The organism is Siminovitchia thermophila (assembly GCF_016909185.1).
Classification (GTDB): domain Bacteria; phylum Bacillota; class Bacilli; order Bacillales; family Bacillaceae_C; genus Siminovitchia; species Siminovitchia thermophila.
The window spans coordinates 62,408-83,885 of sequence record NZ_JAFBFH010000019.1 but is presented as its reverse complement, the minus strand read 5'-3'; the positions used below and the strand labels follow the sequence as shown (position 1 = coordinate 83,885).

Annotated in this window: 19 protein-coding genes, 21 tRNA genes and 1 rRNA gene; 35 read left to right on the top strand and 6 right to left on the bottom strand. The window is 42.6% G+C overall.

Annotation, left to right across the window (positions count from 1 at the left end; genetic code table 11):
- Positions 1–170: 170 nt before the first annotated feature.
- The 22 genes from rrf (at position 171) to JOC94_RS13720 (ending at position 2,431) form a co-directional block, all read left to right on the top strand.
- Positions 171–286 (top strand): 5S ribosomal RNA (gene rrf, locus JOC94_RS13825).
- 17 nt (positions 287–303) lie between these two features.
- Positions 304–379: transfer RNA gene (locus JOC94_RS13820), tRNA-Val, on the top strand.
- 7 nt (positions 380–386) lie between these two features.
- Positions 387–462 (top strand) — tRNA-Thr (locus tag JOC94_RS13815).
- A 52-nt stretch (positions 463–514) separates the two neighbouring features.
- Positions 515–590 (top strand) — tRNA-Lys (locus tag JOC94_RS13810).
- 4 nt (positions 591–594) lie between these two features.
- Positions 595–676, top strand: a tRNA-Leu gene (locus JOC94_RS13805).
- Positions 677–686: 10 nt separating this feature from the next.
- Positions 687–758 (top strand) — tRNA-Gly (locus tag JOC94_RS13800).
- Positions 759–768: 10 nt separating this feature from the next.
- Positions 769–854, top strand: a tRNA-Leu gene (locus JOC94_RS13795).
- A 6-nt stretch (positions 855–860) separates the two neighbouring features.
- Positions 861–934 (top strand) — tRNA-Arg (locus JOC94_RS13790).
- Between the two features lie 15 nt (positions 935–949).
- Positions 950–1,026: transfer RNA gene (locus tag JOC94_RS13785), tRNA-Pro, on the top strand.
- Positions 1,027–1,039: 13 nt separating this feature from the next.
- Positions 1,040–1,115, top strand: a tRNA-Ala gene (locus tag JOC94_RS13780).
- A gap of 22 nt (positions 1,116–1,137) precedes the next feature.
- Positions 1,138–1,214, top strand: a tRNA-Met gene (locus JOC94_RS13775).
- Positions 1,215–1,219: 5 nt separating this feature from the next.
- A tRNA-Ile gene (locus JOC94_RS13770) sits at positions 1,220–1,296 on the top strand.
- 15 nt (positions 1,297–1,311) lie between these two features.
- Positions 1,312–1,404 (top strand) — tRNA-Ser (locus tag JOC94_RS13765).
- Between the two features lie 145 nt (positions 1,405–1,549).
- Positions 1,550–1,623: transfer RNA gene (locus JOC94_RS13760), tRNA-Met, on the top strand.
- Between the two features lie 6 nt (positions 1,624–1,629).
- A tRNA-Asp gene (locus JOC94_RS13755) sits at positions 1,630–1,705 on the top strand.
- 75 nt (positions 1,706–1,780) lie between these two features.
- Positions 1,781–1,856, top strand: a tRNA-Phe gene (locus tag JOC94_RS13750).
- Between the two features lie 8 nt (positions 1,857–1,864).
- Positions 1,865–1,939 (top strand) — tRNA-His (locus JOC94_RS13745).
- 13 nt (positions 1,940–1,952) lie between these two features.
- Positions 1,953–2,026, top strand: a tRNA-Gly gene (locus tag JOC94_RS13740).
- 6 nt (positions 2,027–2,032) lie between these two features.
- Positions 2,033–2,109, top strand: a tRNA-Ile gene (locus JOC94_RS13735).
- A gap of 1 nt (position 2,110) precedes the next feature.
- A tRNA-Asn gene (locus JOC94_RS13730) sits at positions 2,111–2,182 on the top strand.
- Positions 2,183–2,245: 63 nt separating this feature from the next.
- Positions 2,246–2,336, top strand: a tRNA-Ser gene (locus JOC94_RS13725).
- Between the two features lie 23 nt (positions 2,337–2,359).
- Positions 2,360–2,431 (top strand) — tRNA-Glu (locus tag JOC94_RS13720).
- Positions 2,432–2,469: 38 nt separating this feature from the next.
- On the opposite strand, the gene JOC94_RS13715 is transcribed toward JOC94_RS13720, so the two are convergent.
- Complete coding sequence (locus JOC94_RS13715) at positions 2,470–3,228, bottom strand: TraR/DksA C4-type zinc finger protein (RefSeq protein WP_205179636.1); 759 nt, start codon at positions 3,226–3,228, stop codon at positions 2,470–2,472.
- Between the two features lie 549 nt (positions 3,229–3,777).
- Complete coding sequence (locus JOC94_RS13710) at positions 3,778–4,704, bottom strand: 1,4-dihydroxy-2-naphthoate polyprenyltransferase (protein WP_205179635.1); 927 nt, start codon at positions 4,702–4,704, stop codon at positions 3,778–3,780.
- A 190-nt stretch (positions 4,705–4,894) separates the two neighbouring features.
- Here JOC94_RS13710 and JOC94_RS13705 point away from each other — a divergent pair, with 190 nt between their 5' ends.
- The 5 genes from JOC94_RS13705 to JOC94_RS13685 all read left to right on the top strand — a co-directional run bounded on the left by JOC94_RS13705 (position 4,895) and on the right by JOC94_RS13685 (position 11,449).
- A complete protein-coding gene (locus tag JOC94_RS13705) occupies positions 4,895–6,295 on the top strand; it encodes an isochorismate synthase (protein ID WP_205179634.1) in 1,401 nt (466 codons plus the stop codon).
- Positions 6,292–8,034: a 2-succinyl-5-enolpyruvyl-6-hydroxy-3-cyclohexene-1-carboxylic-acid synthase gene (menD, locus tag JOC94_RS13700; RefSeq protein ID WP_077110961.1), complete on the top strand. Its 1,743-nt coding sequence runs from the start codon at positions 6,292–6,294 to the stop codon at positions 8,032–8,034. Before JOC94_RS13705 ends, menD begins: the two co-directional genes overlap by 4 nt.
- A complete protein-coding gene (menH, locus tag JOC94_RS13695; RefSeq protein ID WP_205179632.1) occupies positions 8,034–8,846 on the top strand; it encodes a 2-succinyl-6-hydroxy-2,4-cyclohexadiene-1-carboxylate synthase in 813 nt (270 codons plus the stop codon). Before menD ends, menH begins: the two co-directional genes overlap by 1 nt.
- 24 nt (positions 8,847–8,870) lie before the next feature.
- Positions 8,871–9,689, top strand: coding sequence for a 1,4-dihydroxy-2-naphthoyl-CoA synthase (gene menB, locus JOC94_RS13690; protein ID WP_077110957.1), 819 nt, complete (start codon positions 8,871–8,873; stop codon positions 9,687–9,689).
- 314 nt (positions 9,690–10,003) lie between these two features.
- Positions 10,004–11,449: an o-succinylbenzoate--CoA ligase gene (locus JOC94_RS13685; RefSeq protein ID WP_205179639.1), complete on the top strand. Its 1,446-nt coding sequence runs from the start codon at positions 10,004–10,006 to the stop codon at positions 11,447–11,449.
- A 100-nt stretch (positions 11,450–11,549) separates the two neighbouring features.
- Here JOC94_RS13685 and JOC94_RS13680 read toward each other — a convergent pair whose 3' ends face one another.
- The 3 genes from JOC94_RS13680 to ytzI all read right to left on the bottom strand — a co-directional run bounded on the left by JOC94_RS13680 (position 11,550) and on the right by ytzI (position 12,241).
- Positions 11,550–11,705: a DUF1540 domain-containing protein gene (locus tag JOC94_RS13680; protein WP_077110954.1), complete on the bottom strand. Its 156-nt coding sequence runs from the start codon at positions 11,703–11,705 to the stop codon at positions 11,550–11,552.
- A gap of 137 nt (positions 11,706–11,842) precedes the next feature.
- The gene (yidD, locus tag JOC94_RS13675) at positions 11,843–12,064 is read right to left on the bottom strand and encodes a membrane protein insertion efficiency factor YidD (protein ID WP_205179630.1); all 222 of its coding nucleotides are present in this window, start codon (positions 12,062–12,064) and stop codon (positions 11,843–11,845) included.
- A 27-nt stretch (positions 12,065–12,091) separates the two neighbouring features.
- The gene (gene ytzI / locus JOC94_RS13670; protein WP_139345598.1) at positions 12,092–12,241 is read right to left on the bottom strand and encodes a YtzI protein; all 150 of its coding nucleotides are present in this window, start codon (positions 12,239–12,241) and stop codon (positions 12,092–12,094) included.
- 220 nt (positions 12,242–12,461) lie between these two features.
- On the opposite strand from ytzI, the gene JOC94_RS13665 reads away from it, so the two are divergent.
- The 6 genes from JOC94_RS13665 (at position 12,462) to JOC94_RS13640 (ending at position 17,468) form a co-directional block, all read left to right on the top strand.
- Entirely contained in the window at positions 12,462–12,911 is a 450-nt protein-coding gene (locus JOC94_RS13665; RefSeq protein ID WP_205179629.1) for a Dps family protein, read from the top strand.
- A gap of 359 nt (positions 12,912–13,270) precedes the next feature.
- Positions 13,271–13,729, top strand: coding sequence for a VOC family protein (locus JOC94_RS13660; protein WP_205179628.1), 459 nt, complete (start codon positions 13,271–13,273; stop codon positions 13,727–13,729).
- Between the two features lie 48 nt (positions 13,730–13,777).
- Entirely contained in the window at positions 13,778–14,530 is a 753-nt protein-coding gene (locus JOC94_RS13655; RefSeq protein WP_083717400.1) for an SDR family NAD(P)-dependent oxidoreductase, read from the top strand.
- Positions 14,531–14,546: 16 nt separating this feature from the next.
- The gene (locus JOC94_RS13650) at positions 14,547–15,593 is read left to right on the top strand and encodes a TRAP transporter substrate-binding protein (RefSeq protein ID WP_077110946.1); all 1,047 of its coding nucleotides are present in this window, start codon (positions 14,547–14,549) and stop codon (positions 15,591–15,593) included.
- 49 nt (positions 15,594–15,642) lie between these two features.
- Complete coding sequence (locus JOC94_RS13645) at positions 15,643–16,131, top strand: TRAP transporter small permease (protein ID WP_205179624.1); 489 nt, start codon at positions 15,643–15,645, stop codon at positions 16,129–16,131.
- Between the two features lie 14 nt (positions 16,132–16,145).
- Positions 16,146–17,468: a TRAP transporter large permease gene (locus JOC94_RS13640; protein ID WP_205179621.1), complete on the top strand. Its 1,323-nt coding sequence runs from the start codon at positions 16,146–16,148 to the stop codon at positions 17,466–17,468.
- A gap of 170 nt (positions 17,469–17,638) precedes the next feature.
- Here the strand turns inward: JOC94_RS13640 and JOC94_RS13635 are convergent, their stop codons facing one another.
- Entirely contained in the window at positions 17,639–19,303 is a 1,665-nt protein-coding gene (locus tag JOC94_RS13635) for a sigma-54 interaction domain-containing protein (RefSeq protein ID WP_205179620.1), read from the bottom strand.
- 181 nt (positions 19,304–19,484) lie between these two features.
- On the opposite strand from JOC94_RS13635, the gene JOC94_RS13630 reads away from it, so the two are divergent.
- Together JOC94_RS13630 and JOC94_RS13625 are read left to right on the top strand one after the other, a co-directional pair.
- The gene (locus JOC94_RS13630) at positions 19,485–20,468 is read left to right on the top strand and encodes a thiamine pyrophosphate-dependent dehydrogenase E1 component subunit alpha (protein WP_077110939.1); all 984 of its coding nucleotides are present in this window, start codon (positions 19,485–19,487) and stop codon (positions 20,466–20,468) included.
- Between the two features lie 20 nt (positions 20,469–20,488).
- Positions 20,489–21,469, top strand: a complete 981-nt coding sequence (locus JOC94_RS13625) for an alpha-ketoacid dehydrogenase subunit beta (RefSeq protein WP_205179615.1) — start codon at positions 20,489–20,491, stop codon at positions 21,467–21,469.
- Positions 21,470–21,478: the final 9 nt, after the last annotated feature.

Here is a 21,478-nt window from a genome sequence, read left to right as displayed (position 1 = left end):
AATCGACTTTGCCAGAAGAAGCGAAGTGACGCAAAGCGATAGCGTCCGGAGCTGGATTGAACAAAAACGGTTCTCGGACTTCTTCTCATGTATCCTGGTTTTGAGAGAATGAAAAAAACTCTTGAAAAATACATAAAACGTATTATAATAAGATATGTTGTTAATTTTTGTCTGGTGGCGATAGCGAAGAGGCAACACCCGTTCCCATCCCGAACACGGAAGTTAAGTTCTTCAGCGCCGATGGTAATGAGGGGTTTCCCCTTGTGAGAGCAGGACGTTGCCGGGCAAGAATCACAACATTACGGAGGATTAGCTCAGCTGGGAGAGCACCTGCCTTACAAGCAGGGGGTCGGCGGTTCGAACCCGTCATCCTCCACCATAAAAATGCCGGCCTAGCTCAATTGGTAGAGCAACTGACTTGTAATCAGTAGGTTGGGGGTTCAAGTCCTCTGGCCGGCACCATCCTTTGTTTTTATTGTCATTTTCTGTCGATTGACAAAAATGAAATAAGTACGAGCCATTAGCTCAGTTGGTAGAGCATCTGACTTTTAATCAGAGGGTCGCAGGTTCGAATCCTGCATGGCTCACCATTTTGCGGGTGTGGTGGAATTGGCAGACACGCTAGACTTAGGATCTAGTGCCGCAAGGCGTGGGGGTTCGACTCCCTTCACCCGCATTATTATGAAGCGGAAGTAGTTCAGTGGTAGAACACCACCTTGCCAAGGTGGGGGTCGCGGGTTCGAACCCCGTCTTCCGCTCTTTTAACTTGCCGGGGTGGCGGAACTGGCAGACGCACAGGACTTAAAATCCTGCGGTAGGTGACTACCGTACCGGTTCGATTCCGGTCCTCGGCATATATTGCGCCCGTAGCTCAATTGGATAGAGCGTCTGACTACGGATCAGAAGGTTATGGGTTCGACTCCTTTCGGGCGCGTATAACAGGTTGTCTCGGGAAGTAGCTCAGCTTGGTAGAGCACTTGGTTTGGGACCAAGGGGCCGCAGGTTCAAATCCTGTCTTCCCGACCAGTATAAAGAAATTGGGGCCTTAGCTCAGCTGGGAGAGCGCCTGCTTTGCACGCAGGAGGTCAGCGGTTCGATCCCGCTAGGCTCCACCATATAAGGTCATAAATATTTTTGGGCGGCGTAGCTCAGCTGGCTAGAGCGTACGGTTCATACCCGTGAGGTCGGGGGTTCGATCCCCTCCGCCGCTACCAAGATAGGACCTTTAGCTCAGCTGGTTAGAGCAGACGGCTCATAACCGTCCGGTCGTAGGTTCGAGTCCTACAAGGTCCACCATTTTCTTATATTTTTGGAGGAATACCCAAGTCTGGCTGAAGGGATCGGTCTTGAAAACCGACAGGCGGGTCAAACCGCGCGGGGGTTCGAATCCCTCTTCCTCCGCCATCTGCATTATTTCATTCACACAACCAAGATTTTATCGAGTGAAAGTATTGTAGTTGCACTTGTCGACATACTTCTTGATTTACATTTCTGATGTGGAATAGTCAAGATACATCAGCGGCATTGACAACATCATATTTTTTATCGTCGCGGGGTGGAGCAGTTCGGTAGCTCGTCGGGCTCATAACCCGAAGGTCGCAGGTTCAAATCCTGCCCCCGCAATCATCAGGTCCCGTAGTGTAGCGGTTAACATGCCTGCCTGTCACGCAGGAGATCGCGGGTTCGATTCCCGTCGGGACCGCCATTTTTAATACCATCCACTTGTTACATAAATGCTGATGATGCGAAATATTAAAACGTCATAGCATGGATTATATAGGGCTCAGTAGCTCAGTCGGTAGAGCAAAGGACTGAAAATCCTTGTGTCGGCGGTTCGATTCCGTCCTGAGCCACCATTTTCATGGCGGCTATGGCGAAGTGGTTAACGCATCGGATTGTGGCTCCGACATCATGGGTTCGATTCCCATTAGTCGCCCCATTTACATTCCTATGCGGGTGTAGTTTAGTGGTAAAACTACAGCCTTCCAAGCTGTTGTCGTGGGTTCGATTCCCATCACCCGCTCCAAATGAAGGGCCTATAGCTCAGCTGGTTAGAGCGCACGCCTGATAAGCGTGAGGTCGGTGGTTCGAGTCCACTTAGGCCCACCATTCCGCAGTAGCTCAGTGGTAGAGCTATCGGCTGTTAACCGATCGGTCGTAGGTTCGAATCCTACCTGCGGAGTTCTTTTATCATATTCGATCAACCGTTTCAGTTATGTACATTCCATAAAAGCTTATAACGATTGGGGAAGTACTCAAGAGGCTGAAGAGGCGCCCCTGCTAAGGGCGTAGGTCGCGTAAGCGGCGCGAGGGTTCAAATCCCTCCTTCTCCGCCATTATAAAAATTATTAATCACTAAGGCCCCTTGGTCAAGCGGTTAAGACACCGCCCTTTCACGGCGGTAACACGGGTTCGAATCCCGTAGGGGTCATCCTATGAAAAATGCCACTCAACATAGAGTGGCATTTTTTATCTTTGATTGTCCTTATCATCCACATAACCATCAGTTTTTCGGTATGGTATGTCTCCGATTGGAGATTCAATTCCTTCTTCATCCAGTTTTTCTACATATTCCCGTTTGTTTTCAGAGGAATAAATTTGAATATCATCGCCCTCTATATCCGTCCCCACAAAGGTTTCATACTGTTCAGGGGCGCCTTCCCGTTCGTCGTCACTGTATAGTTCATTATAGCTGTCAAAGTCCCCTGTAAAGTCTGAGGGCGTCTCAGAGGTACCGAACGATGCGACTTCTTCGAAGCTGTCCTCATAATCATCTGCTTCACTCAGGTCACGGTTGGAAAATGTATCATTTTTCGCGGGATTAATAATGTCTTCTTCCACAGGTCTGTCCCCAGGTAGCAATTGATCTGGCGAGTGTTCAACACAAGTGGTTGCATAAGGAATGGCATCAAGCCTTTCAAAAGAAATATCTTTGCCACACTGTTCACATCTGCCATATTCGCCTTTATTTATTGCAGCCAAAGCTTTTTCTGTTTTTTCAAGCTCATCTTTATTGTGCACCGAAATCGCTCTGTCTTTTTCCCTTTCAAACAGTTCTGTTCCCATATCAGCGGGATGGTTGTCATATAAAGAAAGTTCTCCACCTGTACTTTCACGCATATTATTATTTTCCATATTTCCTCCGGTTTCTTTCATATCTTCCCGAAGTTCTTTTTGAATATTTAAAAGCTTTTCTCTTAAATGGGCTGTTTGTTCTTGTGTCAGCATAAAGTCACTTCCTCATCATCTGTTTTTCAGTAGTATTTACTATTTTTACGATTTCATCATAATCCTTTTGTTATCATCTGTTTTCCTTTTTTTAGCGATCGTAAACACGGGCATATGGACACAACTAAATAAGCTGATGGAAAAACGAATAATAAAATGAAACTTCATTCGTAAAGCGTTTTCTTTCATCTCCTACTGAATGTCAGTCAATCGGGCATGTAGGTGCCGTTTTCTCCCACTTGGACCTTTTGTATTAACTCAGGTCTTGAAGTGGTGTATATGGCACCTTATATACGGGATAAATTGTCCTAGTGTATCATGCGCAAGCTTTTAGCGTAGTCAAAATAGGTAGACTCCTGCGGGTATAGCTCGAGCTGAAGATCCCGCAGGAAAGCGACCTTTGCTTTCCGAGGAAGCTGAAAAGACCTGCGGAAAGCGAAATATGTTGACGTAGCGATGGTAAGGATTTTTTCACACAAATAAACCGAACAATTATAAATGAATTGTTCGGTTTTTGCTATTTCATATTTGCTTCTGTCACAGACTCTTTTAACTGATCACATAACTGATAAAGAAACTGGCCGCCATTAGGAATCCGAAAATGGTATTCGTCTGGGCGGTTGCTTTCATTGCTGGCATCATTTGGATCGGCTCGGTTTTTCCAATAAAACCCTTAACGGCCTTGATAGCTTTCGGAATGCTTGCGAACGTAAGCAAAAGCCATGGAGATAGAGAAAAGAAGAAAATAAGTATGAGTATAAAAACATAAGAAACGATGAACATAGCTGCAAGCAATTTGATTGCCTTTTCCCGGCCTACAAGGATGGCAACCGTTTTTCTTCCGCTTTTTTTGTCTCCGTCCAAATCTCTGATATTATTGGAAAGCATAATTGCGCCAATTAAGATAGATATAGGCATGGACACAAGGACGCTTATAAGGCTTATACTTCCTGTTTGAATAAAGTAGGATATTTGCGTAATGACAAAACCCATGAAAAAGCCTGATGTGATTTCTCCGAAAGGCGTGTAAGCAATCGGGTAAGGTCCGCCCGTGTAAAAATAACCGGCCGCCATACTGACGAGGCCAACGAGTGCGATCCACCAGCTACTGCTAGCAGAGATATAAACGCCTAATAGTACCGCTGCGCCGAGGAAAGCAAAGCCGAGCCCAAGAACAGTCGCAGGTTTTACACCGTGTCTTACGATGGCACCGCCAATGCCGACAGAATGCTGGTTGTCCAAGCCTCTGGCATAGTCATAATACTCATTAAACATATTCGTTGCAGCTTGAATAAGCAAACTTGCAACTAGCATGGAGGCAAAGAGAAGCCCGTGAATAGGCTGTTGATTCGCTGATAACGCCGTTCCAAGCAAAACGGGAACAAAAGCGGCGGTTAATGTATGCGGGCGGGTCAACCGCCACCAAATCCGCCAGCCTTTTTCTTCAGGAAAGGCAGATTGAGCTTGAATATTCATTCAAAATTCTCTCCCTTAACATATTTCACCTACTAAAGTGTAGAAAATGTAGGCAAAAGTGTCAATGCTTTTTGAGCTAGAATACGGAAATCTTTGCCGAAAGCGAATTTACTACATTTAGTCCTTATATTCATATATAATAAGTAAATAGGGTAAAAATGAAAAGTCCACGATGTAGGAGAGAGTTACTTTGATTAATTTAACTTTTCGGGACAAACAATTAAATATACTAAGTCAAGATAAAGATCAATCCAATAAAACTCTATTTAGCTTCACAAAAAAAGTCAAAAACATAAACCCGGCTTTTTTTTATGAATCTAATCGTCCTCATTACAAAGGAAAAAGTTTTTTCTGGAAAAGTCCGGATGATGGGCTGGTGCTCGTTGGACTTGGGATCACCCGCTCATTCATTAATAACAGTGCCGAAGAGCGTTTTGGGCAACTAGAAAGAGTGTGGAAAAAGCAGCTTGGATCGGCGATGATAGATAACCCATTTGAAACCCCGGGAACAGGACCGCTTTTGTTTGGGGGTTTTTCTTTTGATCCATACAGTATTAAAGAAGAACTTTGGCAGCCATTTGGAGATGCCCTGTTTTATTTGCCTAAGTTTATGCTGACGGCTTTAAACGGCGATTGCTTTATGACGGTTAATTTGCTGGAAAATAAAGAACATGAGGAGGCGGCGCGTCTTCATGCAGAGAAGGAAATTGAAGAGCTCATCAGCCATCCAATGAATGAGAATGAACATCATGCATCTTCATCTTTACTGTATAAGGAAGAACATTCAGTAGGTGAATGGCTAACATCTGTCCGGGATGTCGTAAATCTTATAAAGGAAACGAAAGTTGAAAAAGTCGTATTGTCTAGAAAGATGAGGCTTGTGTTTTCCAATCCTCCTGCGCCCGAGGAGGTATTACAAAATTTGAATTCTCAACAGCCCAATAGTTTTATCTTTGCCATTGAGTCCGGAGAGCGCTGCTTTGTCGGGGCATCTCCGGAAAGGCTTGTAAAAAAATCCGGAAATACTATTTTTTCTGCGAGTCTTGCCGGCTCGATCGGGAGAAATAAAGATCCGGAGGAAGATCTAAAGCTTGGTCAAACCTTGATCACCGATGAGAAAAATTTGCATGAACACGCGCTTGTTGTGGAAATGATTAAAAATGCCCTTGCCCCTCATTGTAAAAGCATGGAAGTTCCAAAACATCCAGAGTTGCTAAAGACGCCCTATATTCAGCATCTTTACACTCCTGTCAAGGGAACGGCAAAGTCGTCCACATCCATTTTTCAGCTCGTAGAAAAGCTTCACCCTACTCCGGCGCTGGGAGGCGTTCCCACTGACAAAGCTCTCGAATTAATACGGGAAAAAGAAATGATGGACAGGGGTTTGTATGCTGGACCAATCGGCTGGACTGATTTTCGTGGAAATGGTGAGTTCATTGTCGCTATCCGCTCGGGGTTGATGAAACAGGACGAAGCTTATTTGTATGCCGGGTGCGGACTTGTTGCCGATTCAAATCCGGAAGAGGAACTAAAAGAAACGAGCATGAAATTTGAGCCGATGCTGCTGGCAATGGAGGGAACGGAAGAATGAGCTGGCAAGACACTTTAACGGAATATATAGCAGCATTTATAGACGGTCTGGCCAAATCCGGGGTTCGGGAAGTAGTCATTAGTCCCGGCTCCCGTTCCACGCCGTTGGCCATGTTATTGGCTGATCATCCATCCATCCGGGAGTATATCAATATTGATGAAAGGTCGGCAGGCTTTTTTGCACTAGGATTAGCCAAGGCATCTAAGCGGCCTGTTGCCGTTTTATGTACCTCCGGGACTGCAGCCGCCAATTACTATCCTGCTGTGGTTGAAGCAAATTTATCAAGAGTCCCATTGATCGTTTTGACCGCGGACCGCCCGCCGGAACTGCGAGACGTTGGAGCGCCACAGGCGATTGATCAGCTAAACCTGTATGGAAATCATGTAAGATGGTTCAGGGAAATGGCTTTGCCTGAGGGAGGGGATAACGCCAAAAAATATGTGCGTTCCCAGGCGACCCGCGCGGTCTCCATCGCAGGTGGGTTGATGCCAGGGCCGGTACATTTAAATTTTCCGCTGAGGGAACCGCTGGTTCCAAGGCTGGAGCCTGCGCCTTATGAACAATCAGACCCTCTTCATCCCATTGTTCTGAAACAACACCTGGATGTGTCAGAGGAAACAATCAATGCGGTGGCCGATCTATGTATGCAGGCGAAAAAGGGGCTTATTGTTTGTGGAGTGATTGATGACAAGGATTTTTCAGCAGCTGTTTTGCAACTTGCTGAAAGTCTTGGTTACCCTGTTTTGGCCGATCCCCTATCGCAGCTGCGGAGCTTATCAGATGCGTCGGACCTCATAATGGACAGTTATGATGCCATACTTAGGTCAGAGGCTGCCAAAACAGAATTGGCGCCGGATGTGGTGATTCATTTTGGGGGAATGCCTGTTTCCAAACCTTTAGCCCTTTTTTTCAAAAGGCTGGCGAAAGTGAATCATATTTTTGTGGACGGAAACGGTGGATGGAGAGATCCCCATTATTTAAGTTCGGAAATGATTTATGGCTCCGAAACCATTTTTTGTAAAAAGCTGAGTCAGTTTCCTTATCCAAAAAACCAAGCTTGGATCAACAATTGGAAGCGGGTAAATGCCCTTGCCAAAAATACGATACGCTCTCATATAAGCATGAGCGATGAGCTTGATGAAGGAAAAGCAGTTTCCAAATTTTGTGAATTACTCCCGCCTGAATGTGCAGTCTTTATTGGTAACAGCATGCCGATTCGGGATATGGATACTTTTTTTCATGCAAACAATAAAAATATCCGTCTGTTTGGCAATCGTGGCGCAAATGGAATAGACGGGATCGTTTCGAGTGCTATTGGTGTCGCTGTTCATTATCACCCGCTTTTTCTATTGATTGGAGACCTTTCCTTTTTCCACGATGCGAATGGTTTGTTGGCAGCCAAGCAACATAAAATCAACATGAATATCATTTTGCTTAACAATGATGGAGGAGGTATTTTTTCCCATCTCCAGCAAGCTGAAAATGGGACGCATTTTGAATTGTTATTTGGCACACCAACGGGACTCAACTTTAAACACGCAGCAGCATTATATGGCGCCCAATATTCCAAAGTGTTTAGTTGGGAAGATTTAGAGGCGTCTATGTTGGACGCAGTTCAAAATGAAGGTATCAATATCATTGAAATTCCGACAGATCGTAACAAAAACCTCCAGAATCACAGATCGTTATGGCAAAATGTTTCCCAGGAAATAAACCAATTTTTTCAAGGTGAAACATAATGTTCCTATCAATAAATGGCAATTCTTATCATTATGATGTCCAAGGATCTGGTGAAGCAGTAATGCTCCTTCATGGGTTTACTGGTGATGGTGGCACTTGGAAAGATACAGTGGAGATCTTGTCGGGATCATTCAAAACGATTGCGGTGGACTTACTTGGGCATGGAAAGACGGATGCTCCAGAAGATCCATCCTTATATAAGATGGAAGTGGCTGCATCCCATCTCATGCAAATATTGGATAATCTTCAAATCGATCGCGTTCATCTGTTAGGTTATTCTATGGGCGGAAGGCTTGCTTTGGGTACATCTCTCCTCTATCCGGATCGTATCAAAAGCTTAATAGTGGAAAGCTCTTCGCCAGGATTAAAAACAAAAGAAGAACGTGCACAAAGGGTAGTGGCCGATCAACAATTGGCCAATAAGATCAAGAAAGACGGGATGAGGAATTTTGTCAATTACTGGGAAAACATCCCGCTTTTTGCTACCCAGAAAACGTTGCCTGTTGAAAAACAAAAAGCCATTCGTCAAAGCAGATTACAGAACAGGCCGGAAGGGCTTGCCAACAGTTTACTTGGAATGGGGACGGGAAAGCAGCCATCTTGGTGGGACCGGCTTCAAGAAATCCAAGCTCCAACATTGATCATGTGTGGTGAACTGGACATTAAATTTTGTCGTATTGCTAAAGATATGGAAAAAATGATTCCGGGCTCGGAGCTTGTCATGTTGAAAGGGACGGGACATGCATTACACGTGGAAGACCCGATGAAATTTGGTACAATAGTAAAAGAGTTTTTATTGAAACTAGCTTGAACTATATCATGAGGAGGTCTCGATATGTCGGTTCAATGGACAAAAGAGAGAGAATACGAAGATATCATATATGAAACGTATAACAGCATTGCCAAAATAACGATTAACAGGCCGGAAGTACATAATGCCTTTAGGCCTCAAACAGTCATGGAATTGATTGATGCCTTTGCTTATGCCAGGGATGATTCGGACGTCGGCGTGATTATTCTGACAGGTGCAGGGCAAAAAGCATTTTGCTCAGGCGGTGACCAAAAAGTGAGAGGACACGGGGGGTATGTAGGATCAGATAATATTCCTCGCTTGAACGTACTGGATTTACAAAGGTTAATTCGTGTGATTCCAAAACCTGTCGTAGCAATGGTAGCGGGATATGCTATTGGAGGCGGCCATGTACTACATGTCGTCTGCGACTTAACGATTGCGGCGGACAATGCTATTTTTGGCCAAACTGGCCCCAAAGTCGGCAGCTTTGATGCTGGTTACGGTTCGGGGTACTTGGCGAGAATTGTTGGCCATAAAAAAGCGAGAGAAATCTGGTTCCTCTGTCGCCAATACAATGCCCAAGAAGCGCTTGAAATGGGTCTTGTCAATACAGTTGTTCCACTTGACCAATTGGAAGAGGAAACAATTAAATGGTGCGAAGAAATGCTTGAAAAAAGCCCAACAGCCCTGCGCTTCCTGAAAGCTGCATTTAATGCGGATACAGACGGTCTTGCCGGACTCCAACAGTTGGCTGGGGATGCTACGCTGCTTTACTATACAACAGACGAGGCAAAAGAAGGCCGGGATGCCTTTAAAGAAAAAAGAAAGCCGGATTTCGGACAGTTTCCCCGTTTTCCGTAAAACACTCAAAGAGGATCTGGTGAACTCGTTACGGAACAATATGATTGAGCGCGGAGTTTATTCGAAGTAAATATGCATGTCCTAAAATTCAGCGGCGATAATGGCAGACGGGCCGCTTGTGAGCCTGCTCGATGATATCGAAGCAGGTTTTTTGTTTTGCTGCTTAAAATAGGAAAGCGACAGGGGTCATGTACATGCTATTTTAGCTGGCATCAATGAAGCTCTGGATGAAGGTCCTAGCGTATCGGGTTTATAAATGGGAAAGGAACTTTCATGCCAGTTTTTTGTAAAGGAGGGTTTTGTTAGTGAGTACGATGCCCAATTGGCTATTAAAAAGGGCGGGGCTTACCCCGCGGCGCAAGGCTCTTGTTTTTGGGAGAAAATCATGGTCATTTGAAGAAATGCTTCATATAGTGTTGGAAACAGCAGATAACTTGGCCTTCTTGCCGATTTTTAAAGGAAGCCGGGCAGCGGTACTGATGAGCAACCGGCCAGAAACGGTTTTTATCATCCATGCTCTTCAGCAGATCGGTGCAGAAGTTGTCTTTTTAAACAGCAGGCTTACGCCCAGTGAGTGGGCTTTTCAATTAAATGACTGTAAAGCGGATATTTTGTTATTTGAAAAAAGCTTTGAAAAATCCGTCCAACAATTATCGGTAACGACGAAAACAGTTTGCATTAACCGATTGCCCAAAGAAACGGGCCAGTTAAAAATCCGAGAAGAATTCAATCTGGATGAAGTTTGTTCCATTATGTATACATCCGGAACAACGGGTAAACCCAAAGGAGTGTTGCAGACGTACGGAAATCATTGGTGGAGTGCTGCGGGATCCGTTTTGAATCTCGGGCTTCGTGAAGATGATATGTGGCTGTGCACCGTTCCGCTTTACCATATTAGCGGCTTTTCCATTTTGCTTCGCAGTGTGATTTATGGTATTCCGGTAATGCTAATGGACAAATTTGATGAAAAAAAAGTCAATGATGCTTTATCTTCGGGGAAAGTGACGATCATGTCAGCGGTCAGTTCCATGTTGAATCGCATGTTATCCGAATTGGGAGATGAAACGTACCATCCGAATTTCCGCTGCTTGCTCCTTGGCGGTGGACCGGCTCCGCGACCGTTGCTGGAATCGTGCAAAAAGAAAAACATTCCTGTTTATCAAACATATGGAATGACCGAAACAGTTTCCCAGATTGTTACACTCTCGCCGGAGGACAGTTTGGTGAAAATAGGTTCCGCTGGTAAGCCGCTCTTTCCTTTTCAACTCAAGATCATGAATGAGGGACGGGAGGCGGCTCCTTTGGAACCAGGTGAAATTGTCGTAAGAGGACCAAATGTGACTCCCGGTTATTTAAACAGGGAAACTGCAAATAAGACATCTTTTCAGGATGGCTGGTTTTCAACAGGCGATATTGGCTACCTCGATGAAGATGGATATGTCTTTGTACTCGATCGTCGTTCGGACTTGATCATTTCCGGGGGTGAAAATATTTATCCTGCCGAAATCGAAGAAGTCCTTTTAGCCCATCCTTCTGTCATTGAAGCAGGTGTGACAGGTGTGGCCGATGAAAAGTGGGGACAGGTCCCTTACGCGTTTATTGTATCAAGGGATGATATTTCAGAAGAAAGACTGGTTGACTTTTGCCGGGAAAGACTGGCGCCGTACAAAGTCCCAAAAAAGTTTATCCATGTCGGAGAGTTGCCGAAAAATGGAGCAAACAAACTTGTTCGCCGAGAACTTGTGCAATTTTTAAAATGAAAAAAGCGGGAGTTTTCAATTCGAAAACATCCCGCTTTTTCATATGATTCAACTTCGTCCTATCATTTGAAAATCCTGCAAACAAAACCGTTTTCCTTCATTATTTATGCGGTTCAAACGTCTGGCAATCGGTTTCCTTCTCGTTATCGGCCATTTTTCCCGCATGGCTCACGATATAGATTCTGTCAGCCGCACATTTGTTGCCCTTTGCCCAATAGAGACAGTTTTGCACTTCACACAATACATCTTCAGCCACGTGTATCACTCCTTTTTGTTGATACATGAATAGTATCGGAAGACGGAGTGAGACTATGAGTGGAAAAATATTGATAGGGCATGCAGCAAGACTCCCTCGGGTGGAAGTGAAGGCACGATAGCACTACAAGAAGCCCCTTATTGTTTTTTTTCTGGAACGTGATCAATGCCGCCGGGATGAAATGGATGACATTTGACAAGGCGCTTGATCGTCAGCCAGCATCCACGAAATGCGCCAAACCTTTGAATGGCTTCAAGTCCATATTGGGAGCAGGTTGGGTAGAAACGGCATGTGGGCGGCTTCAATGGAGAAATCATCTTTTGGTAAAAACGAATAAACGCCAATAAAATGTATTTCATAATGAACGCTTCTTTCCCATCAAGCTTTTATGATGTTTTTTCACCAGAGTGTTTTGTTCCGTCAACCGGTTCTGGATCAACCGTATGTTTAAATGAATAGGCTTTAGTGGTAACGAGGGCTGTTACAACAATTACCACGATGCAAATGATAATGGATATAACCATGACAAGCTTCATTCATTGTTCCCCCTTTTAACTGATCCTATTGTAGCACAGTTCGTTCCAGGTTGAACATGTATCATCTTTACATTCATTTTCAAATGGGGCTTGTTGAACAGAAGAGTTGTCTTTCTATTGATCGAGCGTTTTTTAATGAAAAAATTTGCCGCATATAGGCATTAAATTGTTTTGTTTTAAGCGTTTAGGGTATATTACATGGTATAGGAGGAATGATAAAATGGCTGAAAACAGTAAGGGATTGGTTGATCTTGTCAATAAGCAGATAGCGAACTGGACTGTCCTGTACACAAAATTACATAATTATCACTGGTACGTAACAGGACCCGATTTCTTCACTCTCCATGACAAATTTGAAGAACTTTACAACGAGGCCGCACTTCACATTGATGAATTGGCAGAAAGATTGCTTGCGTTGGAAGGGAAGCCAGTGGCAACCTTGAAGGAATCTTTGGAAATGGCTTGTGTAGAGGAAGCAGGATATGGAGTTACAGCCAAAGACATGGTGCAAAACATTGTCGATGACTTTACGAAGTTGACAGAAGAGCTTAAAGAAGGAATGTCTTTAGCCGCTGAAACCGGTGATGAGACAACAGGTGACATGCTCCTCGCCATTCATCAGAGCTTGGAAAAACATAACTGGATGCTCAAAGCTTATCTAGGAAAATAATAACAGCAATCGTCCGGCATATTGCCGGGCGTTTTTATTTACATCCCGCATACAGATCATTCAGCGTTTCCCCTTCAATTTACTTTCTAGAGGAACTTCTCAGTTTAAATATCTTCCCCCTTATCCCTTATGCGTTTCCCTATCACCTTCCCGAAAAATTGAATAATGCTTCTGTATAGTCCCTTCTCCGAGTGTTATTTATTAACTAAAATTATTCATTCTAAAAAAGAAAATCTTTGGACTTTTGCATCACTGTTGTTTTTTTGCATCAGAAAAACGAATTAACATATTTGATTTTAATAGATTAGGTTTGGCATGGTTTTTGCAAAGTTATTTATACGGAAAGAGGAGGAACAAAAATGGAAAAAGGTAACATAACAGGATTTATACATAGTGGAATAACTGTAAGGAATTTGAACAATGCTCTTGATTTTTATGTTAATACATTAGGGTTTGAACTTTTATCAACGCAAAACGTCATCAGTGATTATATTTTGGAAATCGTAGAAATCCCAGGATTGAAGGGGATTGACATTGCTTTCGTTCAAGTTCCTGGAGGACATGTCATTGAGTTATTGGAATACACAGGCATTGACACCTATCCGGGAAACGCGCGGTCCTGTGATTATGGAACAGGGCATATTTGTTTGCAAGTAGACAATTTGGATGCATTATTTGAGGAATTACAAGCTAAAGGAATCAAGTTTAAGTCAAAAAAAGTGGTTAATATCACGGCTGGAGCAAATAAAGGATCAAAAGCTGTGTATATGCTCGACCCGGATGGCTATGTGATCGAGTTAATGGAAAGAGGAAAGTGAGAAAAACGAGCAAATGTGCAAGCGAATACATTTATGGGGGTAAAAAATATGGAAGATTTACATTCAAAAAAAGCGATCGTTACCGGAGCAGCCCAAGGATTGGGAGTGGCTATGGCCGAAGGGCTTTGTGAATATGGGGTGAAAGTTTGTATTTTAGATATTTCACCTAACTTACAACAAACAGTAGAAGACTTATGTAAAAAAGATTTTGACGTGATTGGTTTACAAGCCGATTTATCTGACCAAAGGAATTTGCCGTCAGTGTTTGATCGGGCATTAGAGTTATTGGATGGTGAATTGGATATTTTAGTAAATAATGCTGGCATTCATAAATCGTTGCCGGCTATTGATTTTCAGATTGAAGATTTTCAGAGAATTTTACAGGTAAATATCATGGCTGTTTTTCAATTATGCAGATTAGCCGCTGAGGATATGAAAAAGAGAGGAAAGGGAAAGATAATCAACATTGCCTCGGTACTTGCCAGCCAAGGAGGATTTCACGCTTCTGCTTATTCTGCCAGCAAGGGAGCGGTGGCTCAGTTAACGAAATCTTTGTCGAATGAGTGGGCAAAAGAGGGTATAAGCGTAAATGCCATTGCGCCGGGATACTATGAAACAGAATTAAACCACCATATTTTGATTGATGAAAAGAGATATGAATCTTTAGTGAGCCGAATACCAATCGGGCGATTTGGACAACCTCGGGAGCTTGCCGGAACTGTTCAATTTCTGGCTTCGGAAAAGTCTGATTATATTAGCGGAGCGATCATACCAGTTGATGGCGGGTTTTTAGGGAGATAAAAAAGGGGGAATTATTGTGAGAAAATTAAAGCTGCAGTCCATTTCTTTCTCATTTATGGCCATTGTCTTGGTGCTATCTGGCTGCGGCACTAATAAAGAAGCCGGGACAGTTGGCGCAGATGGTGGAAAGGTTGTCATTAGAATGGCGAATTTAGTGACAGATAACAATTTTTTAAATACCGGATATAAAAAATTTAAAGAGGTAGCTGAAAAGGAAAGCAATGGACAAATAGAAGTGCAAATATACAGCGGAGGCACTTTAACGCCGTCGGAAGATATGGAGTATGAAATGTTGCAGACAGGTGTGCTGGATGTTGTCACAAATGCAGCCTTTATTGTGGCAAGTAATGCCAAGGCGCCTTCTTATAATATTTTTGATGTTCCGTTTTTATTTTCAAATGAGGAAGAAATGTATAAATTAACCGATGGCGAGTATGGCGAAGTCCTAAGGAATGACTTGGAAAGTAAATCAAACGCCTATTATTTAGGGGTTTTCAGTATTGGTTCTTTTGCCATTGCCAACAATCAACGGGAAATACGCAAACCTGATGATTTAAAAGGTTTGAAGATTAGGAGTACAACGACGCCTCTCCAATCGGGGACCATTTCTGCAATGGGGGCGAACCCTACACCGATTTCATATGGTGAAATTTTCACCTCTTTACAGCAGGGGACGATAGATGGTGTACAGACGACAACCCCGTTAATCCATGCAGACAGATTTTACGAAGCGGCGGAACATTTAACACTTACCAGACATTTTCCATTGCCTCATGTTTTGATGGTAAATAAAAGTTTTTATGACAGCCTGACAGATGAGCTAAAGGATGTAGTCGACAAAGCTGCTGAGGAACAAATTAAATATGCCAGAGAGCTGGCAATCAAAGCAGAAAAAGATGCGATCGAAGAAATGAAAAAAGAAGGTGTAAAAGTTGTAGAGCCGAGTGAAGATGAACTTGAATTATTCATAAAAGCTGTTCAGCCGGCCGTTGACAATAATATTGATAAAGTGGGCGTGGAAAATTATGACATGGCATTGGATATTTTAGGGAAAAGCAAATAATCCATAAGGATTGGCTTCAATAAATAGAGTTGGGGTGAGTAAAAACAATATGGGTGATAAGAAGGATCTTTTTAGAATGGAAGGTTTCTTTTGCGTTTTTTTATTGGTGATAATGACTGTCATTATGTTTGTTGAAGTAGTGGCAAGGTATATTTTTGGGACTTCTTTCATGTGGATTGAGGAACTAACTAGATATCTATTTATTTGGCTTACTTTTACCGGGGCGGCATATGTAACTGCTACACAGTCTCATATAAAGGTTGATGCTACTTTGGCTTTATTTCCAAAGAAAGCGCAACCGATTGTAAAAAAAATAGGCTTGTTTATCTGGTTGTTATTTTCTATTGTGATTACTTATGTGGGTTTTGAGTATTCATTCACGATGCTGGAAGTTGGCGGAGATTCGCCGGCCATGGGATTGGCGAAAGGAATCGTCTATCTGGGGATTCCATTAGGATATTTACTAATGTCTATTAGACTTACAGTTCAATTATTCAGGAAAAATATGAATCCGACACAACAAGATGTTCAAGTGTAAGGGGGGGAGCATTCATGGGTACAGTTATATTGCTGCTGTTTGGGATATTAATTTTGTTAGTTTGTCTACAGGTGCCGATCGCTATTGCATTAGCCGCATCAAGTCTTTTAGTAGTATTAATTGAGGGATCTGTTCCATTAACCTTATTTATTCAAACATCTTTTAGTTCAATGGATTCTTTCCCCTTAATCGCGATTCCGTTTTTCATTTTGGCTGGTGATATTATGAGCAGAGGCGGCATGGCGAAAAGATTGGTGGAATTTATTCAAAGTATGGTTGGTTCGTTAACAGGAAGTCTCGGTATCATTACTATTATTGCCAGCTTTATTTTTGCTGCTATTTCAGGATCAGGAGCCGCAACAGTAGCAAGTATTGGTGCTATCCTTATTCCTTACATGTTAAAGAGCGGATATGCCCCGGGATATGCTGCATCTATAGCTGCCAGCGCGGGCGGATTAGGTCCTATTGTTCCTCCAAGTATTGTATTTATTTTATACGGGGTCATGTCCGGCACATCAATCAGCGATTTGTTTATTGCGGGGATAATGCCTGGTATATTAGTGGCTGTTTCCTTACTTATCGTGAATTACCTTATTTGTAAAAGAGAAGGATATGGCACGGTAAATCATAGGGTATTTGCAGAAACCGCGGCTACCTTTGAGGAAAAGCAAAAAGTAAGCTTTTGGAAAGCGCTTAATGAAGCAAAGTGGGCGCTTTTAGCTCCCGTTCTCATACTTGGAGGGATATACGGCGGAATCGTTACACCTACCGAAGCAGCAGTTGTCGCTGTAGTATATAGTCTTATTATTTGTACATTCTTTTATCGCGAGATTAACTTGAAGAACTTTTTGGAGATTTTCCTTCAATCAGCCCGTACATCGGGATCTATCTTGATTTTTGTCAGCGCGGCTTCGTTTTTTGGACAAGTATTATCCATTGAGAGAATACCTCAATTCCTGGCCGACACCATTTCAGGCTGGACAACGAACCCGTTAATTATCCTACTATTAATTAATATTTTTCTTTTAATAGTTGGCATGTTTATGGAGACAATAGCAGCAGTACTCATATTTGTTCCGTTATTACTTCCTATTGTCCTTGCTTTGGGGATCGATCCTATCCACTTTGGGATGATTGTGTGCTTGAATTTGAGTTTGGGGTTAATAACACCACCGCTTGGAATCAATTTATTTATTGGCAGCAACATCGCCAATATATCATTTGAAAAGGCCTTAAGATATGTCGTGCCTATTTTCGGCGCATTACTTGTTGTGTTATTCATCATAACGTATATTCCTTCCATTACGTTATTCCTTCCAAAATTAATCGGTGGATGAAGAAAAGAAGCATCGCTTTTTTCGGCGATGCTTTGTTTTATCCGTCGTTAACTGGCAGTAAGCCCTTAGGAAAACGAGCACGGTAAGCAGTAAATCAACTGCCCGTAAACGCCCGATTGGTTCAACTAACAAGCAGCGGACGAAAGGTCCCCGCTGCTTGAAGTTTCCCTTTATTTTTCAATGTTGTATTTTTTCATTTTTCTTACAAGCGTTGATTGGTCGACTTTCATGGCCAAAGCAGCTTTTCGGATGCTTGGGAAATTTTGAATGGTGTCTTTAATAATTTGCGCTTCAAATGCTTCTAAGCGATCTTTTAAAGGTGCTGCGTTAGGTTGGTAGGCCGATGCGCCTATTGCCGGTCCCTTCATGCTGAATTTCAAATCGTCCTGAAATCTGAGTTCATTTTGCAGGTCATCAATCCCAATTTCAGGGTTTAAGCTCATCAAAGCGACTCTCTCCACTATATTTTGTAATTCACGGACATTTCCCGGCCAATCATAATTGATAAACGCATTTAAAGCCTCATTGGAAAACTTACGGTTAATCCCATATCTTTGATTAATTCCGTTTAAAAAATGATAAATAAGCGGAATGATATCCTCTTTTCTTTCTTTCAAAGGGGGTATCTCGATCGGAATGATATTTAAACGATAATACAAGTCTTCTCTAAATGTCCCGCCGGCAACCATTTTCGATAAGTCGCGATGTGTTGCGGCAATGACACGTATATCTACCGGAATGGGCGTGGTTCCGCCTATGCGTGTTATTTCATGTTCTTGGAGAACGCGCAACAATCTTACTTGCAATTGCAGTGGCATCTCCCCAATTTCATCCAGAAAGATGGTGCCATGGTTGGCCGCTTCGAATAATCCGGCTTTTCCTTTTTTATGGGCGCCGGTAAAAGAGCCTGATTCATAGCCGAATAATTCAGATTCCAACAGAGATTCGGGGATGGCGCCACAATTAATTTTGATTAAAGGATGATCTTTTCTAAAACTATGGCGATGAATCAATTCCACAATTTTTTCTTTTCCCACCCCCGAAGCTCCTTGGATTAAAACGCCGGAATCTATTTGTGCTACTCTCAGTGCGCGGTCGAGCACATCTTTCATCATATCAGAATGTGCGATAAGGGAAAGTTTTGGATCGCTTTGTTCTTTTAGTAATTCTAATTCTTGATGAATTTGCTTATTTTTCTGTTCCAATTGTTTGATTTCTGCTTCGAGTAAATTCAATTGGGTTAGATCCCTGACATTATTTACGACCTTTTCGATTTCGCCATCTTTGTTACGGATCGGGACCGCTGACACAAGGATGGTGGCGCCGGTATTGATTTTTTGAATAATCGTAACTGCTTTGTCCTCTCTTAAAGCTTTTAAAGAAGCGGAAGCATCAATAACGCCTTCTTCTTCGAGCTCTTTTAGGCTGCGGCCAATACAATCTTTTGTGGATAACCCTGTAATTTTTTCATATGAAGGATTCTGATGTATGATCACGCCCTCATGATCGGAAATCACAATTCCGTCAAAAGAGGAGTTGATTACCTCATTTAATTCGTTTCTTAAGCTTTGTAATGAATCTTTTTCTTTTGTCAATCTCAATAATTGATCAATCGGGTTTATAAAGACGATAAATTGATTGTTATGAAACAGGGCGGATACTTCTGCCGGATAGTTGAGTAAGCAAAAAGACTGGGCTCCTCGCAAGGTAGTCTCAATCATAGTGTCAAAATAATAGCTGAATTTTTGAGCGATTGAATTTGAAAATAGAATATCACCTTGTTTATTTAATACTAAAACACCAATTATGTTTATTTTAGACAGTAAATTGTGCATAAAACCCCACCTTTTATTGCTTTGTGGCAAAAATGATGATATTTTGCATCACTGTAGTTAATCATACATCATTTTTTGATGAAAAAATACATACAATCGCTAAAATGACAGATTAAAAGTTGGCATAAAAATTGCAATAAATTAAGAAGGACAGGAATATGTACAATCAGGAGGTTATTTTATGTCTAAATCAACAAGCATATCTTCCTTTTCATCGGAAAAGTTGAAGTCCATGTTACACGATATGATGCTCATTAGGAAATTTGAAGAGACCTTAAAAAAGCTATATCAGCAAGGAAAAATCCATGGAACCATGCACTTATGCATCGGACAAGAAGCGACAGCGGTAGGAGCGTGTGTGCCCTTAACGAAGGAGGATAAAATTACAAGCACTCACCGCGGCCATGGGCACAGTATCGCCAAGGGGACAGATGTCAAAAAAATGATGGCTGAACTGCTTGGAAAAGAAAGCGGATATTGTAAAGGCAAAGGAGGGTCGATGCACATTGCTGACTTGGATGTTGGAAACCTTGGGGCAAATGGGATTGTGGCCGCAGGGTTGCCGTTAGGAACAGGCGCAGCTCTAACATCGAAAATGAAGGACTTGGGATATGTTGTTTTATGTTTTTTTGGAGATGGCGCAACCAACGAGGGAGCTTTTCATGAAGCCCTTAATTTGGCTTCGGTGTGGGATCTGCCTGTTATTTTCTTTTGTGAAAACAATCTTTATGGGATGTCCGGATCGGTAAAAGAAATGACAAACATTGAAAACATTGCAGATCGCGGAGCAGCATATGGAATTCCGGGTGTTATCGTTGATGGAAATAACATAATAGAAGTCGTGGAATCTACAACAAAGGCAGTAGAAAGAGCAAGAAGCGGGAAGGGACCGACTTTAATAGAGGCCAAAACATATAGATGGGAAGGCCACTCTCGCAGTGATGCCAGAAAATATAGAACAAGAGATGAAGAGAAAGAGTGGAAAAAACAGAGAGACCCCATCTCCCTATTTAAAGAGCGTTTAATTGCTGAAAACGTTTTGACAGAAGAAGAATTTAACGAATTGGATAAAAAAGTACAGACGCAAATGGATGAAGCAATTGAGTTTGCCGAAAACAGCCAAGACCCCAGCTTGGAAACCCTGACAACAGATATTTATGCATAAAAAGAAAGGTGACGGAAGAAATGCGAGAAATCACATATTCGGAAGCGATTAGAGAAGCCATGAGCCAAGAAATGAGAAAAAATCCGGACGTTTTTATAATGGGAGAAGATATTGGTATCTATGGAGGCGCCTTTGGTGTAACAAATGGAATGGTTGAAGAATTTGGAAAGGAACGGGTAAGGAACACCCCCATCTCCGAGGCGGCTATTAGTGGTTGTGCAGTAGGAGCCGCAATGACAGGCATGAGGCCCATCTTAGAAATTCAGTTTTCTGATTTTATCATGATTGCGATGGACAATATTGTGAACCAAGCAGCAAAAATGCGCTATATGTTTGGCGGTAAAACGAAAGTACCTATCGTTGTGAGGCTCCCGGGAGGCTCCGGTGCGGGATTTGCCGCACAGCATTCCCAAAGCTTGGAAGCTTGGATGGCGCATGTTCCAGGCTTGAAAGTGGTTCAGCCTTCAACAGCATATGATGCAAAAGGATTAATGAAAGCAGCACTTAAAGATGACAACCCTGTTTTATTTTACGAACATAAACTTCTTTACAATTCAAAAGGAAAAGTCCCGGAAGAAGAGTATGAGATTCCATTGGGTGAAGCAGATATTAAGAATGAGGGAACTGATATAACGATTATTGTAACCGGTATTATGGTCAACAGGTCGCTTGAGGCGGCCAAACAGCTTGAACAAGAAGGGATTAGCGTGGAAATTATTGATCCCCGTACATTAGTGCCGTTAGATACAAAGACGATTTTAGAGTCAGTGAAGAAAACAAGTCGCGCCTTGGTAGTATATGAAGCTGTAAAAAGAGGCGGATATGGCGCGGAGATTGCAAGTATGATTGCGGAAAGTGATGTCTTTGACTACTTGGATGCCCCTATTAGACGGTTAGGAGGTGTTGCCACGCCAATTCCCTATAATCTGAAATTGGAAAAAGCGGCGGTTCCCCAAGTAGATGATATTGTTCGAGAATGCAGAAAGTTAATGAATAAGTAAAGGAGGTCT